The following is a 17084-nucleotide window of genomic DNA, read 5'->3' on the forward strand; positions in this document are numbered from 1 at the left end:
TCTCGCCGGTTTCCGGAGCCGGTCCACCCTGGTCGAGCGTTGTCATCGGTCGTTGTCCTCCCCCGTGTGCTTCCGCCACCCGTCGCCCGGACCCGCGCCCGGGTCCCGCTCCGGGGCGGCCGGTCCGGCCGGTCCAGGCGGTCCGGCCGGGGGGCCGGCTGGTCGAGCCGGACCCGCCGGGCCGTCGGTGCCCACGACAGGCAGCGGTGTGGTGTGACCCTCGGCCGTCGGCCGGGGCTGTGCGCTGATGGTCCTGGCCGGACTCGGCTCCGTACCCGGCCCCGGCTCATCCGGTGCCCTGGACGGTCCGGGGGCGACGAACCCGACGCCAGTGGCTGTTCCGGGCGTCCCGTCCGGCTCCGGCTCTCCCGCCGTGCGCGGCGCTCGCGGCGGGACCGTGACGACCGCCGCTGTCAGGCCGACGATGGCCAGCAGCTGTGCCGCCTTGCTGAACGCGCCCTCGTCCATGGCGATCGGCTCTCCCGCTCCCGTGGCGGCGGCGATTCCCGCCCCTGCCATGGCCAATAGCGCTGTTGGCACGAGAAGTCCAGGCTGCCACCACGCGACGACGGCCAGCACCGGCACGACCACGGCGAGCGGCCCCGCCACCACCGCGACGACCACCGTCAGGGCGACCGCCCCGAGGACCCAGCCGGGCGCCGGGGGCACCAGCGGCTGCGCTTCCTCGGCGGGCGGGGCGCTCGCGCGGCGGCGTACGAGGGCGAGCAGTGCCAGCAGCAGGATGCCGCCCGCGCCGCCGATGAGCCCCGCGTCGTACGTCGTCGCGGGTTCGTACTCCAGCTTGACGGTGCCGCCTTCACCGGCCGGGATGAGGAAGCCCTGCTGCCAGCCGTCGATGCGCAGCGCGGTCAGCTCGCGGCCGTTGAGGGTGGCCTTCCAGCCCTCGTTCTCGTTCTCGTACGTCTGGAGGTAGGCGGCCTGCCCCTTGCCGACGCTGACGGAGCGGCTGTCGCCGCCCCAGTCCGTGGTCTTGAGCGTACGGACGTCCGTCCCGCTGGACGCGGACGACGCCTCGGTGCGGGGCAGCTGCGCGCCGCCCCTGGTCAGGGTGACATCGGTCAGTGCCAGCGGTCCCGCGTCACCGGCTTCGACCGTGTGCCGGCCGCTGTCCAGGTCGAGCGTGCCGTCCTCGGCCTCGTCGGCGCACAACTGGACGTTGACGGGGCGGCGTTCGGTCAGGTCGCGGACGCGCCCCTCGGCCTTGGTCGCGTGCAGCGTGCCGTCCACGGCGAGCGCCGGGCCCGCGCCGCAGGGCAGCGAGAAGCGGTCCGCCGGATCGGGCGCGGGCGCGCGGAGGTCGTCGAGCGCCGGTATGTAGACCTCGCTGAGCCCGACGGGCAGCTGCAACTGCTGGTCGGCGAGCGGGTTGTGGATGGTCAGCGGCTTCGTCTGGCTGATGGTGATGTCGAGCCGGTCGGTGGTGATGGGGTCGAAGCGGGCCTGGCCGTTGGCGTCCACCCCGGCCGTCGTGGCGCCGTCCGGCGAGCTGATGAGCACCTCCTCCGGGCGGGTGGACAGGCCACCGGCGGCGGCGAACACGATCTCGTCGATCCGCTGCTTGCCCGGCCAGCGCAGATGCAGCACCGGCCGGTCACCGGCGACCCACGCCGTGGTCAGGTCGCCGTCGACCAGGTTGCGCGGGCTGAGGGTGGTGCCGGTGTTGCTCGTGGAGTCGGCGGTCGCGGTGATCCGCTTCCGCTGTTCCGGGGCGATCCGGTCGAGCAGCCGGTCCAGTTCCTCGCCGGGCACGGCGAGTGCCTTCCCGGCGACCGTGTACTCCCCGGAGCTGCCCGTCGTGGTGAACTGCCGGTGCAGTCCCACCTCGGCGGAGGCCGGGGAGAGGCCGCCGGGGTCGCTGCCCCGGTGCAAGGAGACGACCTGGGTCGGGGCGTCGCCGCCCTGGGAGTCGGCGGGCAGTTCCAGCATCCGGGTGACCTGCACACCCGGCACGCTCACCTCGGAGAACCCGGCGCCGGAGAGACCGGGGCGGGGCTCCTGCGAGCCCGTCACCGTGATCTTGACCCACTTGGCGGCGCCCGCCGGTGCCTTGACCGTCTGCCGCGCGCCGTTCGGCTGCAGCGGGCTCTCGGCCGAGCCCCGGTCGGTCTCCACGCGTACCGATGTGGGCGCGGCGCGCGTTCCGTCGCCGGGCAGCGGGGTCAGGGCGATCGAGTCGGGCATCGTCACCGGCGCGTTGAACTCGGCGCGCAGCCACTGGCCGACCGGTTCGCCCGCGCTGCCCTCGGCCCACGCGGTGTCGGGGTTGCCGTCGAAGGCGTTCACCGGGTCGTACTGCGGCAGATGGAACAGCCAGTTGCCGCTGCTGGAGGCCGTCACCGACTTCGCGCCGCGCAGCACCGCCGTCGTCTGGTGCTCGGTGCCCTTCGTCGGCAGGATCTGCCGCGGCCCCCGGCCCTTGTCCTGCACGCTGTCGGAGTGGTTCCGCTCGTCGGCGGTGTAGGTGTAGGAGACGTTGGAGTTGACGAGGCCGAAGCGGGTGTCGGCGCGCCGCAGGCCGTCGGCGGCCAGCTGGAGCGGGGGCGTCCCGAGGCCGGGGTGGTTGTCTCCCGTGAGGACGGCGGGGCGGTCACGGAGCGCGGGGTCGGCGGACAGTTGCAGCAGCGCCTCGGGACCGCCGCTGACGACGGCGGTGTCGGAGACCGGCTTCACGGCGGCGCGGCCGGGCCGCTCCGTACCCACCGGCCGGTAGATCTCCACCGCGCGCTGGCGCGGGATGATGCCCTGCACCTGGACCGGGGTGTCGGCGGGGATGCGGCCGCTGGTCATCAGCGGACCGAAGGAAGCGGCCTTGCGGTAGCCGGACGCTTCCAGGGTGCGCTTGACGGTGTGCGGCGGCACGTAGCCGATCTGGTCGGGGTCGAGGTCGTTGCGTACGACGACGTCGTACAGACCGGCGCGCGCCAGGTAGTCCCGCAGCCCGGGCACCTGGCCGCCCGTCATGAGGGCCTGCTCCACGGCGTCCATCGCGCGGCGGGACCCCGGCGTGCCGAAGGGCACGTAGTCGCGCTGCGCCCACCGTGACTCGGCGAGCACGTCGAACGGCTGGTCGATGGGGTCGCCCCAGGTGTACAGGCCGTGCGAGGTGGCAGGGACGACCAGGGCGCGGCTGTCGGGGGAGCGTTCCTCCAGCCAGTCGGCGGCGTTCTCCCAGTGGCTGGGCAGCTTGTCGAAGGCGCCCCGCTGGAGCACCGTGCCGTTCAGATACGGCAAGGCCAGACCCGGCAGGATCAGCAGCGCGGCGATCGCGGGCACGTACCGGCGGCCCGGCACAGGCCGGATGCCGCGCCACCGCCAGCGTGAGGCGAAGGCGGTGAGGTGGGCGACACCGAAGGCGAGCGCGAGGGCGAGCCCCGGCTGGAACTTGTAGATGTTGCGGAACGGCTTCAGCCAGCCGTCCAGCCAGCCGCGTACGGTGCCGTCGAAGGGCGCGCCGAACGTCCCGCCGTACCCGGCGAGGGTGATGAGCGCGACGCTCAGCACGATCAGCAGCAGCCAGCGCCGCTCCGGCAGGTCGCGCCGGGCCAGCCCGGCGAGTCCCAGGGCGGCGGCTGCCGCGCTGCCGAGGACGGCGAGGAGGTAGGTGGCCGCGGTCCAGCCGCCTGGCAGCCAGGGGTCGTTGAAGTTGAGGTAGGCGACCCAGTTGCCCGCGCCGCGCAGCAGCTCCGTCGCGGACATGGTGCTCGTGGTGGTGTTCGCCTGCTCGATGTACGGCATGAAGTCCTCGCCGTACACGCCGAGCAGCAGCAGCGGTACCACCCACCACGCGGTCGCGAGGATCACGCCAGGCAGCCACCAGGCCAGCAGCGCCCGCTGCCGCCGTCCGGCGGGGCGGCTCAGCAGATACAGCCCTACGGGGAGCAGCGAGGCGAGGGTGGACGCCGCGTTGACGCCGCCCATGAAGGGGATCAGCAGCGCGGAGCGTGCCGCGGCGACCCGGGCCGCCACGTGCGGATTGGTCAGCGGGAGCAGCACCCAGGGCAGCATCGCGCCGGGCAGCGCGGCGGCGGAGGTAGAGCCGACGACGATGGTGAACGTGGGCCACAGCGCGTACGCGGTGGCGGCGAGCAGCCGGGTCGCTGACGTGCCGACCCGCAGCCGCTCCGTCAGCCGCAGCGCGCCCCAGAAGGCGACGGTGATGATGATCGAGAGCCACAGCCGCTCGGCGAGCCACACCGGGAGGTGGACGAGGTCGGCGAGCGCGTAGTAGGGCAGCATCGGGAACGCGTAGCCGATGTACTGGTCGGCGATGCCGCCGAAGCCCGCCTGGTCGTGCCAGAGGCTGCCGAGGTCGCTGAGGAAGCCGAACGGGTCGGTGGCCACGGCCAGTTTGGTGTCGAACGTCATCTTGCCCGGCGACGGCGCGAGGAACGCCACGAAGAGCAGCGCCCAGAACCCGAACAGCCACCGTCTGCCGCGTGGCCGTTCGGGTGCGGGGTCTGCCTCGGGGCCGGCCGCCCTCCCTCCGGAGTGCGGGGCCCCTGGCGCCGCGGGGGTCAGGGAGAGCGTGGTGTCAGCCATGACTGCCTCCTGCGGCTCGGTACGGCTTGCGGCGGATGGTCTCTGACGTGCTGGTCTTTGCCCTGCTGGTCTTCGCGGTGCTGGTCTCTGACGTGCTGGTCTCTGCCGTGCTCCGGGCCGGTGCCCTGGCGCTGCGCCGAGGGGGTGGACCTGGCCGGGCGTAGGGCCCGTCGTACGGGAATGGCGGGTACGGCCGACAGGGCGGTAAGGGGCGCGGGCCGCTGTTCATGGGCGCCGCCGCAGCACCAGCAGCAGGTTCCACGTGATCACCTCGCGCAGCCCGGGGACCCGGGTGACGGCCCCGGCGAGGAAGGGCCAGTAGCGCGAGCGCGCGGAGAGCACCGTGACGTCGTCCCGTTCTCTGACGTGGCGCAGGGTGGGGCCGATGTGCAGGGCGAACAGGTTCTCGCCGAGGGTGTGTTTGGCGTGGTGCCCGGTGCGCCGCAGATAGCGGGCGCGGGCCCGGTCGGCGCCGAGGTAGTGCCAGGGGGCGGTCTCGTGCCCGCCCCAGGGGGAGAGCCAGTTGGTGAACGAGACGTAGATCAGCCCGCCGGGCCTGGTGACCCGGACCATCTCGCTGAGGAAGGTGTACGGGTCCGCCACGTGTTCCAGCACGTTGGAGGAGAAGCAGACGTCGGCGACGCCGTCGGCGAGCGGCAGCAGGTAGCCGTCGGCGACGACCGAGCCGGACGGTGCGCGGCCCCGCGCGCCCAGCTCGCCGGAGTCGGGCTCGAAGAGGTAGCTGCGGGCACCCCGGCGCCGGAACTCCTCGGTGAAGTGCCCGCTGCCGCCGCCGACATCGACGACCAGCTTCCCCGGCAGCCGCTCGTACCGCTCGACCTGGGACGCGGCGTCCCGAGCGAGCAGCGAGTAGCAGTGTTCGGGGTCGGTCTGCTCGCGGAGGAAGGCACGGAAGAGGGCTACCGACCGACGGAGGGAGGGGTCCCGCACAGCTGCGTCACCGCCCCGGAAGGTGGGTGACGGGGGAGATCCCGGAGGAGCGTGCGGCGGAGCCGTCGGGCGGGGCGGCGCGCGGTCCGCTGACCGGCCGCGCGTCGCCGTCCGCACTGGCGGCGGTGGTGCGGTCGTCCGCCTGGCGTGGTCCGCCGGTGTCCGCGGGGCCGGGGCCGTGCGCCAGGTACGCCTCGGCGGCGACGGCCCGGAAGCGGTTGACCGTGGAGCTCCAGCGGAAGCGGGTGGCGCGCGCCTCGGCCGCCCGGCCGAGCTCCGTGCGGCGCTCCGTGCTGAGCGCGAGGGTGCACCAGGCCGCGGCGAACGAGCTCTCGCCCTGGGCCAGGACGCCGGTGACGCCGTTGTCCACGGAGTCCCGCAGGCCGGGTATGTCGAAGCCGACGGCGGGCGTCGCACGGGCGGCGGCCTCCATGACCACCAGGCCCCAGCCCTCGACGAGCGAGGGATGCAGCAGCAGCCACGCCTGGCACAGCAGCCGGTGCTTGGCCTCTTCCGAGATCCGCCCGGTGAAGATCACGTCTGGTCCGGCCATGGCCTCAAGCGGGCCGCGTTCGGGGCCGTCGCCGACGATGACGAGCCGGCCCCCGGTCACCGGTCTCACGCGTTCCCACAGCCGCAGCAGCAGGTCGATGCGCTTGTACTCCACGAGTCTGCCCATGGCCAGGAACAGCGGTGTGCGGGACTTCGGCAGGAGTGGGGCGGGTTCCTCGACCCCGTTGTGCACCAGCCGGATGCGGTCACCGGCGACACCGAGGCTCCGGAGCGCGCCGGCTGTGGAACCGGAGACGGCGACCATGAGGTTGCCCCGGCCGGTCCCGGCGAGGGCCCAGTGTTCGAGCCGCGCGCCCAGCCTGGCGGCGGGCCCGGGGAAACGCATGCGCCACAGGTCGGTGTGGACGTGGTTGACCAGGCACAGGGTGGGCCCCCGGTGCCACAACGGGGCCAGGTAGGGCATGCCGTTGCAGACCTCGACCAGCAGGTCGCAGCCGCCGATCTGCCGGGCGAAGGCGCGGGGGGCGCGCAGGAAGTGACCCGCGTCGCCGCCCGCTGACACCACCCGGTAGCCGCGGCTGGCCACGGGTCCGCCGCACAGCAGGGTCACCTCGTGGCCCTGCGCGGTCAGCCCCTCGGCGATCCGGTCCACGAGCAGCTCGGAGCCGCCCGCCGCCGGGTTGCCGAGGTCGCGGCGGGCGAGGAAGACGATCCGGCGGGGCACGGGCCCCGCCTGCCGCACCGCCGCACCGGGTGGTGCGGCGGTGCGGGGGCGCGGCACACCGGTGGTGCGGCTCGCGGGGGAGGCCGCGAGGGATGGTGTGCCGGGCACGGCTGCCGCCGCGAGCGGCAAGGCCGCCGTGCCATAGGTGCCGTAGGCCTCGTACACCTCGTGAGCCTCATCTGCGTGGCGAGTGACCGGCGCTCCGGGTGGTTCGTACGCCATGGGTACCTCGTACGCGGCATGCGAGCTGGAAGGGACAGGGGTGTCGTGGGCGGCGTGAGGGACCTGCGCGGTGCGCGAGCCGTATGCGTCGTATGGCGCGTCCGGCGTGGAAGCCGGGTGGGGGCGCGCTGCGTGCGGTCGTACGTGCTGGGGCATGGGCGCTCCAACTCGTCTCGGGGAAAGGAGCTGTGTGGGGAGTCGTCGTGCGGGCCGGTGGTGCGCGTGCGGAGCGATTCTTCGGGGTGGTACGCGTCACAAGGACACGGTGTTGGCCCGCTAGTTTTCGCTGCCGGGTTCCTGGCGGCTACTCACCGAAGTGACAATTTCCGCCGCAATTTCAACTGACGGCTCGTCACTTCACTCACCTTTCGTCAACACGAGTCCTTCCGCGCACCACCAGCAACACTCCGGTTACCGTGAGTACGGCTCCGAGCGCGCCACCGGCGATCGGCGCGACCTCTCCGACGAGCCGGAGTTTCTTCCCGTCGTCCTTGGCCAGGTCCACCTGAGTGCGCTGGGTGGCGTCGGTGAACTCGATCCCCTTGCCGTGCAGCAGGGTCACCTTGTCGCTCTCGCCACCGGGCGCCCGCAGCGCGAGGCGGGGCGAGATCTTCGCGTTGATGATGCGCCCCGTACGGCGGTCGGCGACCAGCTCGATGCCCGCGTTGGAGTACCACTCCTCGGCGATCACCTGTCCCGACTTCGGGCGGTCCACCAGGCGCCCCGGCACCTGCCTGGTGCCGACCTCGGTGGCCTTCACCGTGCCCGTGAAGCGGTATCCCTCATGGCCCTGGATCTTCTGCGTACCGGCGTAGCGGAGGGGCACCGCCGCGCCCAGGGTGCTGTCCCACCAGCGGTAACCCCGCTTCTTCACGTCGAAGGGGAACTTCAGGTAGGCGTCGCCCTGGAACCGTCCAGGGGACTCGTCGCAGCAGTGCACGGGCTTGTTCGTACGGCGGTCGGTGACCCAGCGCTCCGTCGTCCACTGGAGCGACTTGCGCGGGTCCTTCAAGGGCAGCGTGCCCGGGGTGTCGATGGTCGTGGACACATCCCAGATGGCCTTGCCGCTGCGCTCGCTGTCCTCGACGTCGCCGAGCACCCGCCGGGTGATGGTGAGTTTCTGGTCGCGCTTGACCTTCACGGCTCCCGCGTCGAAGTAGTTTCCCTTGCCGGTGAAGACGGTGGTCACATTGACGTCGGTGGGCGTGCGCTTGGCTCGTGGCTCGACATACCAAGCCAGTAGTGGTGCCAGGACCAGCAGAAAGACGCCGAATCCCAGAATGATCAATGACAGAGGAGAGGTGGAACGGCGCATGGCAGTGCACTCCTGGGGAGGATGGGTCTCAGAGTGGTGCACGTCCTCGCGGCCGGGCCGTGGGGGCCCGCGCCGCCGGGTCCCGTCGTGCCGAGGGTCCCTGGGCCGGGAACCGTAAACGCAGGGTTGACTAAGTGTCAATGCTGATTACATGCTGGTGAACCAGCGGACCGGGCCGGTGCGCGGCTAGATGGAAGGGGCTCACCCCGCCATGCCCAGATTGCTCGCCGCCGCTTTGACCTGTGTGTTCGCCGCGGCCCTCGCCGTAGGTGCCGCGCTGGGCATCGTCGCCCTCCTGGGCGCCACGCCCGACCAGCCAAACGTTCCCCTGGTGACCTTCCCCTCGGCTTCAGCGGGGGAGCGATAGAGGTGCCCGCGCTCCGTCAGGCCTGGGCCGACGTCCCGCGCGTTCGCGTACGGCAGTTCGCCGACCTGGCACTGGCCGAGACCCCCGCTCTCGCCGACGACATCCTGCGGGAGATCCGCCGCGAGTACCCCAACCTGCTGCTGATCCCCGACGAGAACGGAGAGCCGCGAGCGCTCGTCGGCATCCGGCGCGCGCTGGAGCACTTCGTCCGCCACATGGCACACGGCCCCAGCCACAACGGCGACCACGCCCAGGTCTTCCAGGAATTCGGCCGGGGCCAGGTCCTGCACGGCCGCAACCTGGACTCACTCCAGGCCATGTACCGGCTCGGCGTCCGGCTGGCCTGGCGCCGCCTCGCCGAGATCGGCCAGCAGGTCCAGATCCCGGCACCCGCGATGTACGAGCTCGCCGAGGCGGGTTTCCAGTACCTCGACGGGCTCGTCGCCGAGTCCATGCGCGGCTACGCCGAGGCCGCGGCCCGGCAGGCCGGTGAACGGCTGCGGCTCCAGCGCCGCCTGCTTGACCTGCTGCTCACCGAAGCGCACCGGCCCTCCAGCGAGGTGCTCGCCGAGCGCGCGGCGCGCATCGGCTGGCCCCTGCCCGAAACCGTCGCCGTCGGCGTGCTGCTGCCTCCCTCGAAGGACGCGGTGGCGCCCGCCCTGGGCAAACGCGTCCTGCTCGACATGGAGAGCGAGCAGCCCCGGATCGTCGTCCCCGACCCCGACGCGGCCGGGCGCCCGGAGCTGCTGCGGCGGGCGATGGCGGGCTGGTCGGGCGCGCTCGGCCCGCCCGTGCCGCTCGCCGACGCCGCCAAGTCGCTGCGCTGGGCGGTGACGGCGGTACGGCTGATGGAACGCGGTCTGCTGCCCGGTGGCGAGGTGCTGCACTGCACCGAGCACACCGAGGCGCTGGTGCTGCTGCCCCCCGAAGAGCTGATCGAGGACCTGGCCAGGCGCCGTCTGGCGCCGCTGGCGCACTGCGGCCCGGTGCACGCGCGCCGTCTCGCCGAGACGCTGCTCGCCTGGCTGGAGACGCGCGGCGGAGCGCCGGAGGTGGCGGCCAGGCTGGGGGTCCATCCGCAGACGGTGCGCTACCGGCTGCGCCAGATCCGCGAACTGTGGGGCGACGAGGTGGACGACCCGGACAGCCGCTTCGAGCTGGAGCTGGTGCTGCGCGCCCGCCGGTTGCGCGGTGAGATGGCGCCGTACCAGCAGTGAGCGGCGGGCCGCACGGGAAGGTCGCGGGGCGAGGTCCGGGCCGGTGCCGGTGTCCGGACCTCGCCGGCCGCCGTGGCTCAGCTGAAGTCGAGGTCGCCCGTGCGCGTCCGCTTCAGCTCGAAGAACTGGGGGAAACCGGCGAGCAGCCGGGCGCCGTCGAAGACGCGCACCGCTTCCTCGCCGCGCGGGATGGCGGTGAGCACGGGACCGAAGAAGGCGACGCCGTCGATGTGCAGCGTCGGCGTTCCGACGTCCTCGCCGACCGGGTCCATGCCCTCGTGGTGGCTCTTGCGCAGGGCGTCGTCGTATACGGTGCTGTCCGCCGCGTCCGCAAGGTCGGTGGGCAGCCCGGCCTCGGCCAGCGCCTCCTCGATCAGGGCGCGGCCGACCTCACGCTTGTCGTTGTGGATGCGGGTGCCAAGAGCGGTGTACAGCTCGCGCAGCACATCCTCGCCGTGCTGCTGCGCCGCGGCGACGCAGACCCGGACCGGGCCCCAGTTCCGCTCCATCGACTCCTTGTAGCGCTCGGGCAGGTCCTCCCTGCCCTCATTGAGCACGGACAGGCTCATCACCCGGAAACGAAGGTCAAGGTTCCGGTGCTGTTCGACCTCAAGAATCCAGCGTGAGGTGATCCAGGCGAAGGGGCAGGCGGGGTCGAAGTAGAAGTCAACGCTGTGGCGTATCGATTCATCGCTCATGGTGTGCATCCAACCACTCGGGGGACCCGGCTATTCCTGGGTTCCGGCCGCCTCGCCGAGCATGCGCCGCAGCAGGTCCCGCAGCGCCGTGCGCTCCTGCTCGGAGAGGCCCGCGAGCGGCTCCCGCGCGAAGCCGAGGGAGCCGCGCAGCTGGTCGGCGGTCTCCAGGCCGGCCTCGGTCGCGGCGGCGAGCTTGACGCGCCGGTCCGCCGGGTCGGGGCGGCGCTCGACGAGGCCGCGGGACGCGAGCCGGTCCACGATGCCGGTGACGTTGGACGGCTCGCACTTGAGGCACTTGGCGATCCGGCGCATGGGCAGTGGCCCGCGGGCGAGCAGCGCGAGGACCCGCGCCTGGGCGCCGGTGAGGGCGTGGCTGGCCGCCGCCCGCTCGTATTCCTCGTGGTAGCGGGCCACAACGGTGCCGATGAGCTCGACAACCTCAAGGGTCAGTGGATCGGTGCGAGGGGCCATACACGCCAGGATACCCACTTGCTTGACATCATTAAATATATAGGTGCATGGTTGTTTCACCTAGTGAAGTATTTGGAGGGCTAGCCGCATGTCTGTCACCCACCCGACCGGTCTCCCCGCCACCAGCCGCGCATGGCACCTCGTCGCCCGCCCGCACGGCTGGCCGAAGCCCGAGGACTTCGCCCTGCGCGAGGTGGCCGTCGCCGAGCCGAGCCCAGGGCAGATCCTGGTCAAGAACACGCACATGTCGGTCGACCCGTACATGCGCGGCCGGATGAACGACGTCAAGTCGTACGTGCCCCCCTTCCAGCTCGACCAGCCCATGGACGGCGGCGCGGTCGGCGTGGTCGTGGCCGTCGGCCCCGACACCCCCGGCTTCACCCTCGGCGACCACGTCCTGCACGGCCTCGGCTGGCGCGAGTACGCGGTGGTCGACGGGAAGAGCGCCGCCAAGGTGGACCCGGACCTCGCCCCGCTCACCGCGTACCTCGGAGTCCTCGGCATGACCGGGCTCACCGCGTACGCGGGCCTTCTCAGCGTCGCCTCGTTCAAGAAGGGCGACGCCGTCTTCGTCTCCGGCGCGGCGGGCGCCGTCGGCAGCGAGGTCGGCCAGATCGCCAGGCTCAAGGGCGCCTCCCGGGTCATCGGCAGCGCCGGTTCCGACGAAAAGGTGCGCGTCCTCCTCGACGAGTACGGCTTCGACGCGGCCTTCAACTACAAGAAGGGCCCGGTCGCCGAGCAGCTGAAGGAGGCCGCGCCCGACGGCATCGACGTCTACTTCGACAACGTCGGCGGCGAGCACCTTGAGGCCGCTCTCAGCTCCCTCAACGTGCACGGCCGTGTCACCGTCTGCGGAATGATCGCGCTGTACAACGAGACCGAGCCGTCCGCGGCGCCGCGCAACCTCCCGCTGATCATCGGCAAGCGGCTCCAGATCACGGGCATGCTCGTCTCGGACCACTTCGAGATGCGGCCCCAGTTCGTCGCCGAGGTCGGCAGCTGGATTCGCGACGGCCAGCTGCGCTACGACGAGACGATCGTCCCCGGCGTCGAGAAGGCCGTGGACGCGTTCCTCGGCATGCTGCGCGGCGAGAACACCGGAAAGATGATCGTGAGTCTCGCGGACTGACCATCCCCCTGTCCGCACGCCGCCGGGCGGTTACGCTCGGGGTCAGCGTGTCGCGGTCGTGGGCGCGAGCCGTGGCACCCAACAGGAGGATTCACTATGACTGTCCAGCCCGTTGACGTCATCTACACCGCGGTCGCCACCGCTGAGAACGGCCGCGACGGCCGGGTCGCCTCCGACGACGGCAAGCTCGACGTCGTCGTCAACCCGCCGAAGGAGATGGGCGGCAGCGGCGCGGGAACCAACCCCGAGCAGCTGTTCGCCGCCGGTTACAGCGCCTGCTTCCAGGGCGCGCTGGGTGTCGTGGCACGCAAGGAGAAGGCCGACATCTCCGGCTCCACCGTCACGGCCAAGGTCGGCATCGGCAAGACCCCCGACGGCGGCTTCGGCCTGAAGGTCGAGATCTCGGCCTCCATCCCGGCCGTGGACGCCGCCACCGCCAAGGACCTGCTGGAGAAGGCGCACCAGGTGTGCCCCTACTCCAACGCCACCCGAGGCAACATCGAGGTCTCCCTCTCCGTCGCCTGACCACGGCCGCCGCGCCGCCCGTTCACATACGGGCGGCGCGGCGCCGCTGTCCCCACAGGTGCCCCGTCAGGGGCGCGGGGAACCGCGCGCCCAGCCGCGACGCACTCGCGGTCCGCGACGCACGGACAGTGTCTCGTCTTCCGAGGCCGCCGGGCTCGGGGGGAAGCAGCCCTGGCGCAGCCAAGGGGTGTGCCCCGTCAGGGGCGCGGGGAACCGCGCGCCCAGCCCCGGCGCACCCGCGGTCCGCGACGCACGCACAGGGCTCCCCCGTACGAGCCGCCGGCGACGGCTTAGGCTGCGGGCCATGCGAGATCTTGCGGCGGGCTTCGGCTATCTGATCAACGGGCAGCGCTGGGTGGCCAGGCACGGGCGGTGGTGGGGCTTCGGCATGCTGCCCGCCCTGATCACCCTGATCGGCTACGTGGGCGCGCTCATCGCCCTCGGCTTCTGGACCGACGACGCCATCGCCTGGCTGACGCCCTTCGCCGACGACTGGGGCACCCCGTGGCTCGGCCTGTTCCGCGGCGCGCTCGCCGTGCTGTTCTTCGGCGGCTGCCTGCTGCTCGCCCTGCTCACCTTCACCGCCGTCACGCTGCTGGTCGGCCAGCCGTTCTACGAGTCGCTGTCGGAGGCGGTCGATCGCTCGGTGGACGGCGTGGCCCCGGAATCGGGACTGCCGCTCTGGCGCGAACTGCTCATCTCCGCGCGGGAGAGCAGCGCCGTCGTCGTACGGGTCGTCCTCTGGGGCACGCTGCTGTTCGCCGCGGGCTTCCTTCCCGTCATCGGCCAGACCGCGGTCCCCGCCCTGGGCTTCTGCGTCACCGGGTTCTTCCTCACCGAGGAGCTCGCCGCCGTCGCCCTCCAGCGCCGCCGCGTGTCACTCGCCGACCGGCTGCGGATGCTGCGCGCCCGCAAGCTGCTCGTCCTCGGCTTCGGCGTGCCGCTGGCGCTGCTGTTCCTCGTGCCGCTGGCCGCCGTGTTCGTGATGCCGGGCGCCGTCGCGGGGGCGACGCTGCTCGCCAGGGACCTGCTCGGTGAGGAGACCGCGACCGGGGATCACGCCCCCGGCGAGGCGGCGGCGGGACCGGCGACCGCGTAGGTCGACGGGTCGGCCACCGGGCGAGCGGCACGACGCCGCGTGGGCTGAACCGTAAGCCGCCTTGGGGCGCTACGAGGCCGACCGCCCCGCCGCGGTCACGCGGTGCTGCCGCGCCGGGTCACCGTCCGGTAGGCCATGTCGGCCAGCTTCTGCTGGCCCTCCTTGCTCGGGTGGAACCAGTCCCACTTGCTCAACTCGTCGCCTGTGAAGCGGTAGTCGTGCACGGCCTGGTCGTACCGGCACAGCGCGTCCTTGGCGCACTCGTCCTTCAGGACCGTGTTGTAGTCGAGCACCCGCTGATGCACCTGGCCGCGGCGGTCGTCGGACGCCGCGTCCATGGACTGCGCGTCCCGCAGCATCGACGGGCAGATCCCCAGCTTCCACACCTGCCGCCCCAGTGGGTTCTTGCGCCCTTCCGACCACAGCCGTTTCAGGTCGGGCACGCTCGCCACGTACACCTGCGTCTTGGGCAGCGCGCGGCGCAGTGCCGTCATTGAGGCGTGGAAGTCGGCGCGGAAGCCGTCGACCGACGTCATGGCGGAGACCGAGTTCTGGCAGGCGTCGTTGGCGCCGATCATCACGGTCACCAGCTCCGGCTTCCGCACGGCGGCCGACCGGACCTGACCCGGCAGATCCGCCATCAGCGCCCCGGTCTTGGCGTAGTTCCAGCTGCGCTGTTCCGCGCGCGGCAGCAGCCGCCGCGCCAGGCTGTCTACGTCCGTGCCGGTGGACCAGGAGACCTCGGGGCAGTCGGAGAGCACGGAGCAGGCGTCGAACCCCCGGGAGATGGAGTCACCGATCGAGGCGATGGAGCCCGGACGGGTGTCCCACGTGGGAGTGGGTTTCACGGCGGGCCGCTTGGCACCCGAACGGCCGCTCTTGGCGGCGGAGTCGTCCGCTCCGCCACCACTGCAACCGGCGAGCAGAGAAGCCGCCGTGAGCAGTGCCGCCACGGCTTTGGTGTGCCGGAGCCGATGTGACCGACCGCGGTGCCGCATCGCTGTTCCCCCCTGCTGCCGACCAATGATATGTATCCGGGACCGACGGTACGTCACTCCTTGGGGTGGCCACCGCGCGGTAGCTTTTCCCGTGTGAGGTGGGCTCCAACCACTGGAGTACGCGTCCCGGCACCGGCTAAGTTACATCGCGTCACTTCCTGTCCCTTTTCGAGAGAATTACCCCCAGTAGTGTTTACTGCAGGTAGCCTCGGAGGCTGGTGCAGGTGTGATCGTTGGGGCAGAATGTCAGCTGCTGTCCCGGACTCGACCGGTACGGACGCGAGGCCGCTGGGGAAGGCGAACCTCGAACCGCACTGGAGGTCCCGGTGACGACACGTGGAGTTCTGTACGTTCACTCCGCTCCGCGCGCGCTGTGTCCGCACGTCGAATGGGCCATCGCGGGCGTTCTCGGCGTGCGCGTCACCCTGGACTGGATCAGACAGCCGGCCGCCCCGGGCACGTGGCGTGCGGAGTTCTCCTGGCAGGGCGAGGCCGGTACGGCCTCCAAGCTCGCTTCCGCGCTGCGCGGCTGGCATCTGCTGCGCTTCGAGGTGACCGCGGAGCCGTGCGCCGCCGCCGAGGGCGAGCGCTACAGCTCCACACCCGAACTCGGCATCTTCCACGCGGTCACCGGTATCCACGGCGACATCCTCATCCCCGAGGACCGGCTGCGGGCCGCCCTGGGGCGCGCCTCGCGCGGCGAGAGCGAGCTGGCGGCCGAGCTGACCAAGCTGCTGGGCAAGCCCTGGGACGACGAGCTGGAGCCCTTCCGCTACGCGGGCGAGGGCGCCCCGGTCCGCTGGCTGCACCAAGTGGTCTGACGCCGCCCCGGCGGCATCACGTACGACGCCCGCGCCCCGGCGCGCCGCATACGACGAAGGAGCGCCTGTCCGGTCGTGGTGACCGGACAGGCGCTCCTCTTATGACTGCCGTATGACTGCCGGGGACTGCCTCGCTCAGCGGCGGGTTCAGACGCTCCGGAAGGCCAGCACCACGTTGTGGCCGCCGAACCCGAACGAGTCGTTGAGCACGGCGATGGTGCCGCCGGGCAGATCGCGGGGCTTGTCGCGTACGACGTCCGCGTCCGCCTCCGGGTCGAGGTTGTCGATGTTGATCGTCGGCGGGGCGATCCGGTGCTTGAGCGCCAGCACGGACGCCACCGTCTCGATGCCGCCCGCGCCACCGAGCAGGTGGCCCGTCATGGACTTCGTCGCCGACACCGCCATGTGGTCGACGTCGTCGCCGAAGACCTTGCGCAGCGCCTTCAGTTCCGCGACGTCACCCTGCGGGGTGGAGGTCGCGTGCGCGTTGACGTGCGCGATCTCGGCGGGCTTGAGGTCGGTGGAGTCCACCAGGTTCCGCAGCGCCTGGGCGATGCCGTTCCCGGACGGCTCCGGCTGGGTGATGTGGTGGCTGTCGGCGGAGATGCCCTGGCCGATGGCCTCCGCGTACACCTTCGCGCCACGTCGGCTGGCGTGCTCGGCGGACTCCAGCACGACAACGCCGGCGCCCTCACCGAGCACGAAGCCGTTACGGGCCACGTCGTACGGGCGGGAGGCGCCCTGCGGGTCGTCGTTGCTCTTCGACATCGCCATCATGTTGCCGAAGGCGGCGATGGGCAGCGGGTGGATGGCCGCCTCCGTACCACCGGCGACGACCACGTCGGCGCGGCCGGTACGGATCATCTCGATGGCGTAGCCGATGGCTTCCGCGCCGGAGGCGCAGGCGCTCACCGGGGTGTGCACGCCGGCTCGCGCGCCCACCTCAAGGCCGACGTTGGCCGCCGGGCCGTTGGGCATGAGCATGGGGACGGTGTGCGGGGAGACCTTGCGGACGCCCTTCTCCTTCAGTACGTCGTACTGATCGAGCAGGGTGGTCACGCCGCCGATGCCGGAGGCGACGACAGCGCCGAGCCGGTCGGGGTTGACCGAGGCGTCCTCGCCGGCCTTGCCGGTGAACCCGGCGTCCGCCCACGCCTCGCGGGCGGCGATCAGCGCGAACTGCGCCGACCGGTCGAGCTTCCTGGCCTGCGGCCTGGGGATGATCTCACCGGGTTCGACGGCGATCTGCGCCGCGATGCGGACGGGCAGCTGCTCGGCCCAGTCCTGCTGGAGGGCGACGACACCGGAACGTCCGGCGACAAGCCCTTCCCAGAATGACGCGCTGTCGCCACCCAGCGGTGTGGTTGCGCCGATACCGGTGACGACCACCGTGCGATTGGTCGCGTTCACAGGAATTCTTTCTCCACGAGTAGAGGTGCGGAACCGCCACCGCCGAGGTGGCGACAGGCGAAAT

At 71.9% G+C, this 17084-nt stretch carries 14 protein-coding genes; 6 read left to right on the forward strand and 8 right to left on the reverse strand.

Annotation, left to right across the window (positions count from 1 at the left end; all coding sequences use genetic code 11):
* Positions 1-42 precede the first annotated feature (42 nt).
* The 4 genes from AC5P1B_RS17335 to pgfA all read right to left on the reverse strand — a co-directional run bounded on the left by AC5P1B_RS17335 (position 43) and on the right by pgfA (position 8285).
* The gene (locus AC5P1B_RS17335) at positions 43-4560 is read right to left on the reverse strand and encodes an alpha-(1->3)-arabinofuranosyltransferase domain-containing protein (RefSeq protein ID WP_493888090.1); all 4518 of its coding nucleotides are present in this window, start codon (positions 4558-4560) and stop codon (positions 43-45) included.
* A 225-nt stretch (positions 4561-4785) separates the two neighbouring features.
* Positions 4786-5511 carry a class I SAM-dependent methyltransferase gene (locus tag AC5P1B_RS17340; protein ID WP_493888091.1) on the reverse strand — a complete coding sequence of 242 codons (726 nt, stop codon included), beginning with the start codon at positions 5509-5511 and terminating at the stop codon, positions 4786-4788.
* A 7-nt stretch (positions 5512-5518) separates the two neighbouring features.
* Positions 5519-6856: a glycosyltransferase family 4 protein gene (locus tag AC5P1B_RS17345; RefSeq protein WP_493888223.1), complete on the reverse strand. Its 1338-nt coding sequence runs from the start codon at positions 6854-6856 to the stop codon at positions 5519-5521.
* Positions 6857-7331: 475 nt separating this feature from the next.
* Complete coding sequence (gene pgfA, locus AC5P1B_RS17350) at positions 7332-8285, reverse strand: cell envelope lipid trafficking protein PgfA (protein ID WP_493888092.1); 954 nt, start codon at positions 8283-8285, stop codon at positions 7332-7334.
* A gap of 211 nt (positions 8286-8496) precedes the next feature.
* On the opposite strand from pgfA, the gene AC5P1B_RS17355 reads away from it, so the two are divergent.
* Positions 8497-8652 carry a hypothetical protein gene (locus tag AC5P1B_RS17355; RefSeq protein ID WP_493888093.1) on the forward strand — a complete coding sequence of 52 codons (156 nt, stop codon included), beginning with the start codon at positions 8497-8499 and terminating at the stop codon, positions 8650-8652.
* Between the two features lie 2 nt (positions 8653-8654).
* Positions 8655-9869, forward strand: a complete 1215-nt coding sequence (locus AC5P1B_RS17360; protein ID WP_493888094.1) for a PucR family transcriptional regulator — start codon at positions 8655-8657, stop codon at positions 9867-9869.
* A 77-nt stretch (positions 9870-9946) separates the two neighbouring features.
* On the opposite strand, the gene AC5P1B_RS17365 is transcribed toward AC5P1B_RS17360, so the two are convergent.
* The gene (locus tag AC5P1B_RS17365) at positions 9947-10567 is read right to left on the reverse strand and encodes a mycothiol-dependent nitroreductase Rv2466c family protein (protein ID WP_493888095.1); all 621 of its coding nucleotides are present in this window, start codon (positions 10565-10567) and stop codon (positions 9947-9949) included.
* A gap of 30 nt (positions 10568-10597) precedes the next feature.
* On the reverse strand, positions 10598-11038 hold the full coding sequence (locus AC5P1B_RS17370) for a MarR family winged helix-turn-helix transcriptional regulator (RefSeq protein WP_493888096.1): 441 nt from the start codon (positions 11036-11038) through the stop codon (positions 10598-10600).
* 88 nt (positions 11039-11126) lie between these two features.
* Here AC5P1B_RS17370 and AC5P1B_RS17375 point away from each other — a divergent pair, with 88 nt between their 5' ends.
* The 3 genes from AC5P1B_RS17375 (at position 11127) to AC5P1B_RS17385 (ending at position 13791) form a co-directional block, all read left to right on the forward strand.
* Positions 11127-12167, forward strand: coding sequence for an NADP-dependent oxidoreductase (locus AC5P1B_RS17375; RefSeq protein ID WP_493888097.1), 1041 nt, complete (start codon positions 11127-11129; stop codon positions 12165-12167).
* Between the two features lie 96 nt (positions 12168-12263).
* Positions 12264-12692 (forward strand): organic hydroperoxide resistance protein, encoded by a 429-nt coding sequence (locus AC5P1B_RS17380; RefSeq protein WP_493888099.1) that lies wholly within the window; start codon positions 12264-12266, stop codon positions 12690-12692.
* A 304-nt stretch (positions 12693-12996) separates the two neighbouring features.
* Positions 12997-13791, forward strand: a complete 795-nt coding sequence (locus AC5P1B_RS17385; protein WP_493888101.1) for an EI24 domain-containing protein — start codon at positions 12997-12999, stop codon at positions 13789-13791.
* Between the two features lie 95 nt (positions 13792-13886).
* Here AC5P1B_RS17385 and AC5P1B_RS17390 read toward each other — a convergent pair whose 3' ends face one another.
* Positions 13887-14789, reverse strand: a complete 903-nt coding sequence (locus AC5P1B_RS17390; protein ID WP_493888103.1) for an SGNH/GDSL hydrolase family protein — start codon at positions 14787-14789, stop codon at positions 13887-13889.
* 326 nt (positions 14790-15115) lie between these two features.
* Between AC5P1B_RS17390 and AC5P1B_RS17395 the strand changes: the two genes are divergently transcribed.
* Entirely contained in the window at positions 15116-15610 is a 495-nt protein-coding gene (locus AC5P1B_RS17395) for a DUF3145 domain-containing protein (RefSeq protein WP_493888105.1), read from the forward strand.
* A 147-nt stretch (positions 15611-15757) separates the two neighbouring features.
* Here AC5P1B_RS17395 and fabF read toward each other — a convergent pair whose 3' ends face one another.
* Entirely contained in the window at positions 15758-17020 is a 1263-nt protein-coding gene (gene fabF, locus AC5P1B_RS17400) for a beta-ketoacyl-ACP synthase II (protein ID WP_493888106.1), read from the reverse strand.
* Between the last annotated feature and the right edge of the window lie 64 nt (positions 17021-17084).

Source organism: Streptomyces sp. A01, assembly GCF_059026195.1.

Excerpts from the sequence above, each read along its gene's own strand:
- AC5P1B_RS17335 (WP_493888090.1), bottom strand. The coding sequence starts at position 4,560 with ATGGCTGACACCACGCTCTCCCTGACCCCCGCGGCGCCAGGGGCCCCG.
- pgfA (WP_493888092.1), bottom strand. The coding sequence starts at position 8,285 with ATGCGCCGTTCCACCTCTCCTCTGTCATTGATCATTCTGGGATTCGGC.
- AC5P1B_RS17355 (WP_493888093.1), top strand. The coding sequence starts at position 8,497 with ATGCCCAGATTGCTCGCCGCCGCTTTGACCTGTGTGTTCGCCGCGGCC.
- AC5P1B_RS17365 (WP_493888095.1), bottom strand. The coding sequence starts at position 10,567 with ATGAGCGATGAATCGATACGCCACAGCGTTGACTTCTACTTCGACCCC.
- AC5P1B_RS17370 (WP_493888096.1), bottom strand. The coding sequence starts at position 11,038 with ATGGCCCCTCGCACCGATCCACTGACCCTTGAGGTTGTCGAGCTCATC.
- AC5P1B_RS17375 (WP_493888097.1), top strand. The coding sequence starts at position 11,127 with ATGTCTGTCACCCACCCGACCGGTCTCCCCGCCACCAGCCGCGCATGG.
- AC5P1B_RS17380 (WP_493888099.1), top strand. The coding sequence starts at position 12,264 with ATGACTGTCCAGCCCGTTGACGTCATCTACACCGCGGTCGCCACCGCT.
- AC5P1B_RS17385 (WP_493888101.1), top strand. The coding sequence starts at position 12,997 with ATGCGAGATCTTGCGGCGGGCTTCGGCTATCTGATCAACGGGCAGCGC.
- AC5P1B_RS17390 (WP_493888103.1), bottom strand. The coding sequence starts at position 14,789 with ATGCGGCACCGCGGTCGGTCACATCGGCTCCGGCACACCAAAGCCGTG.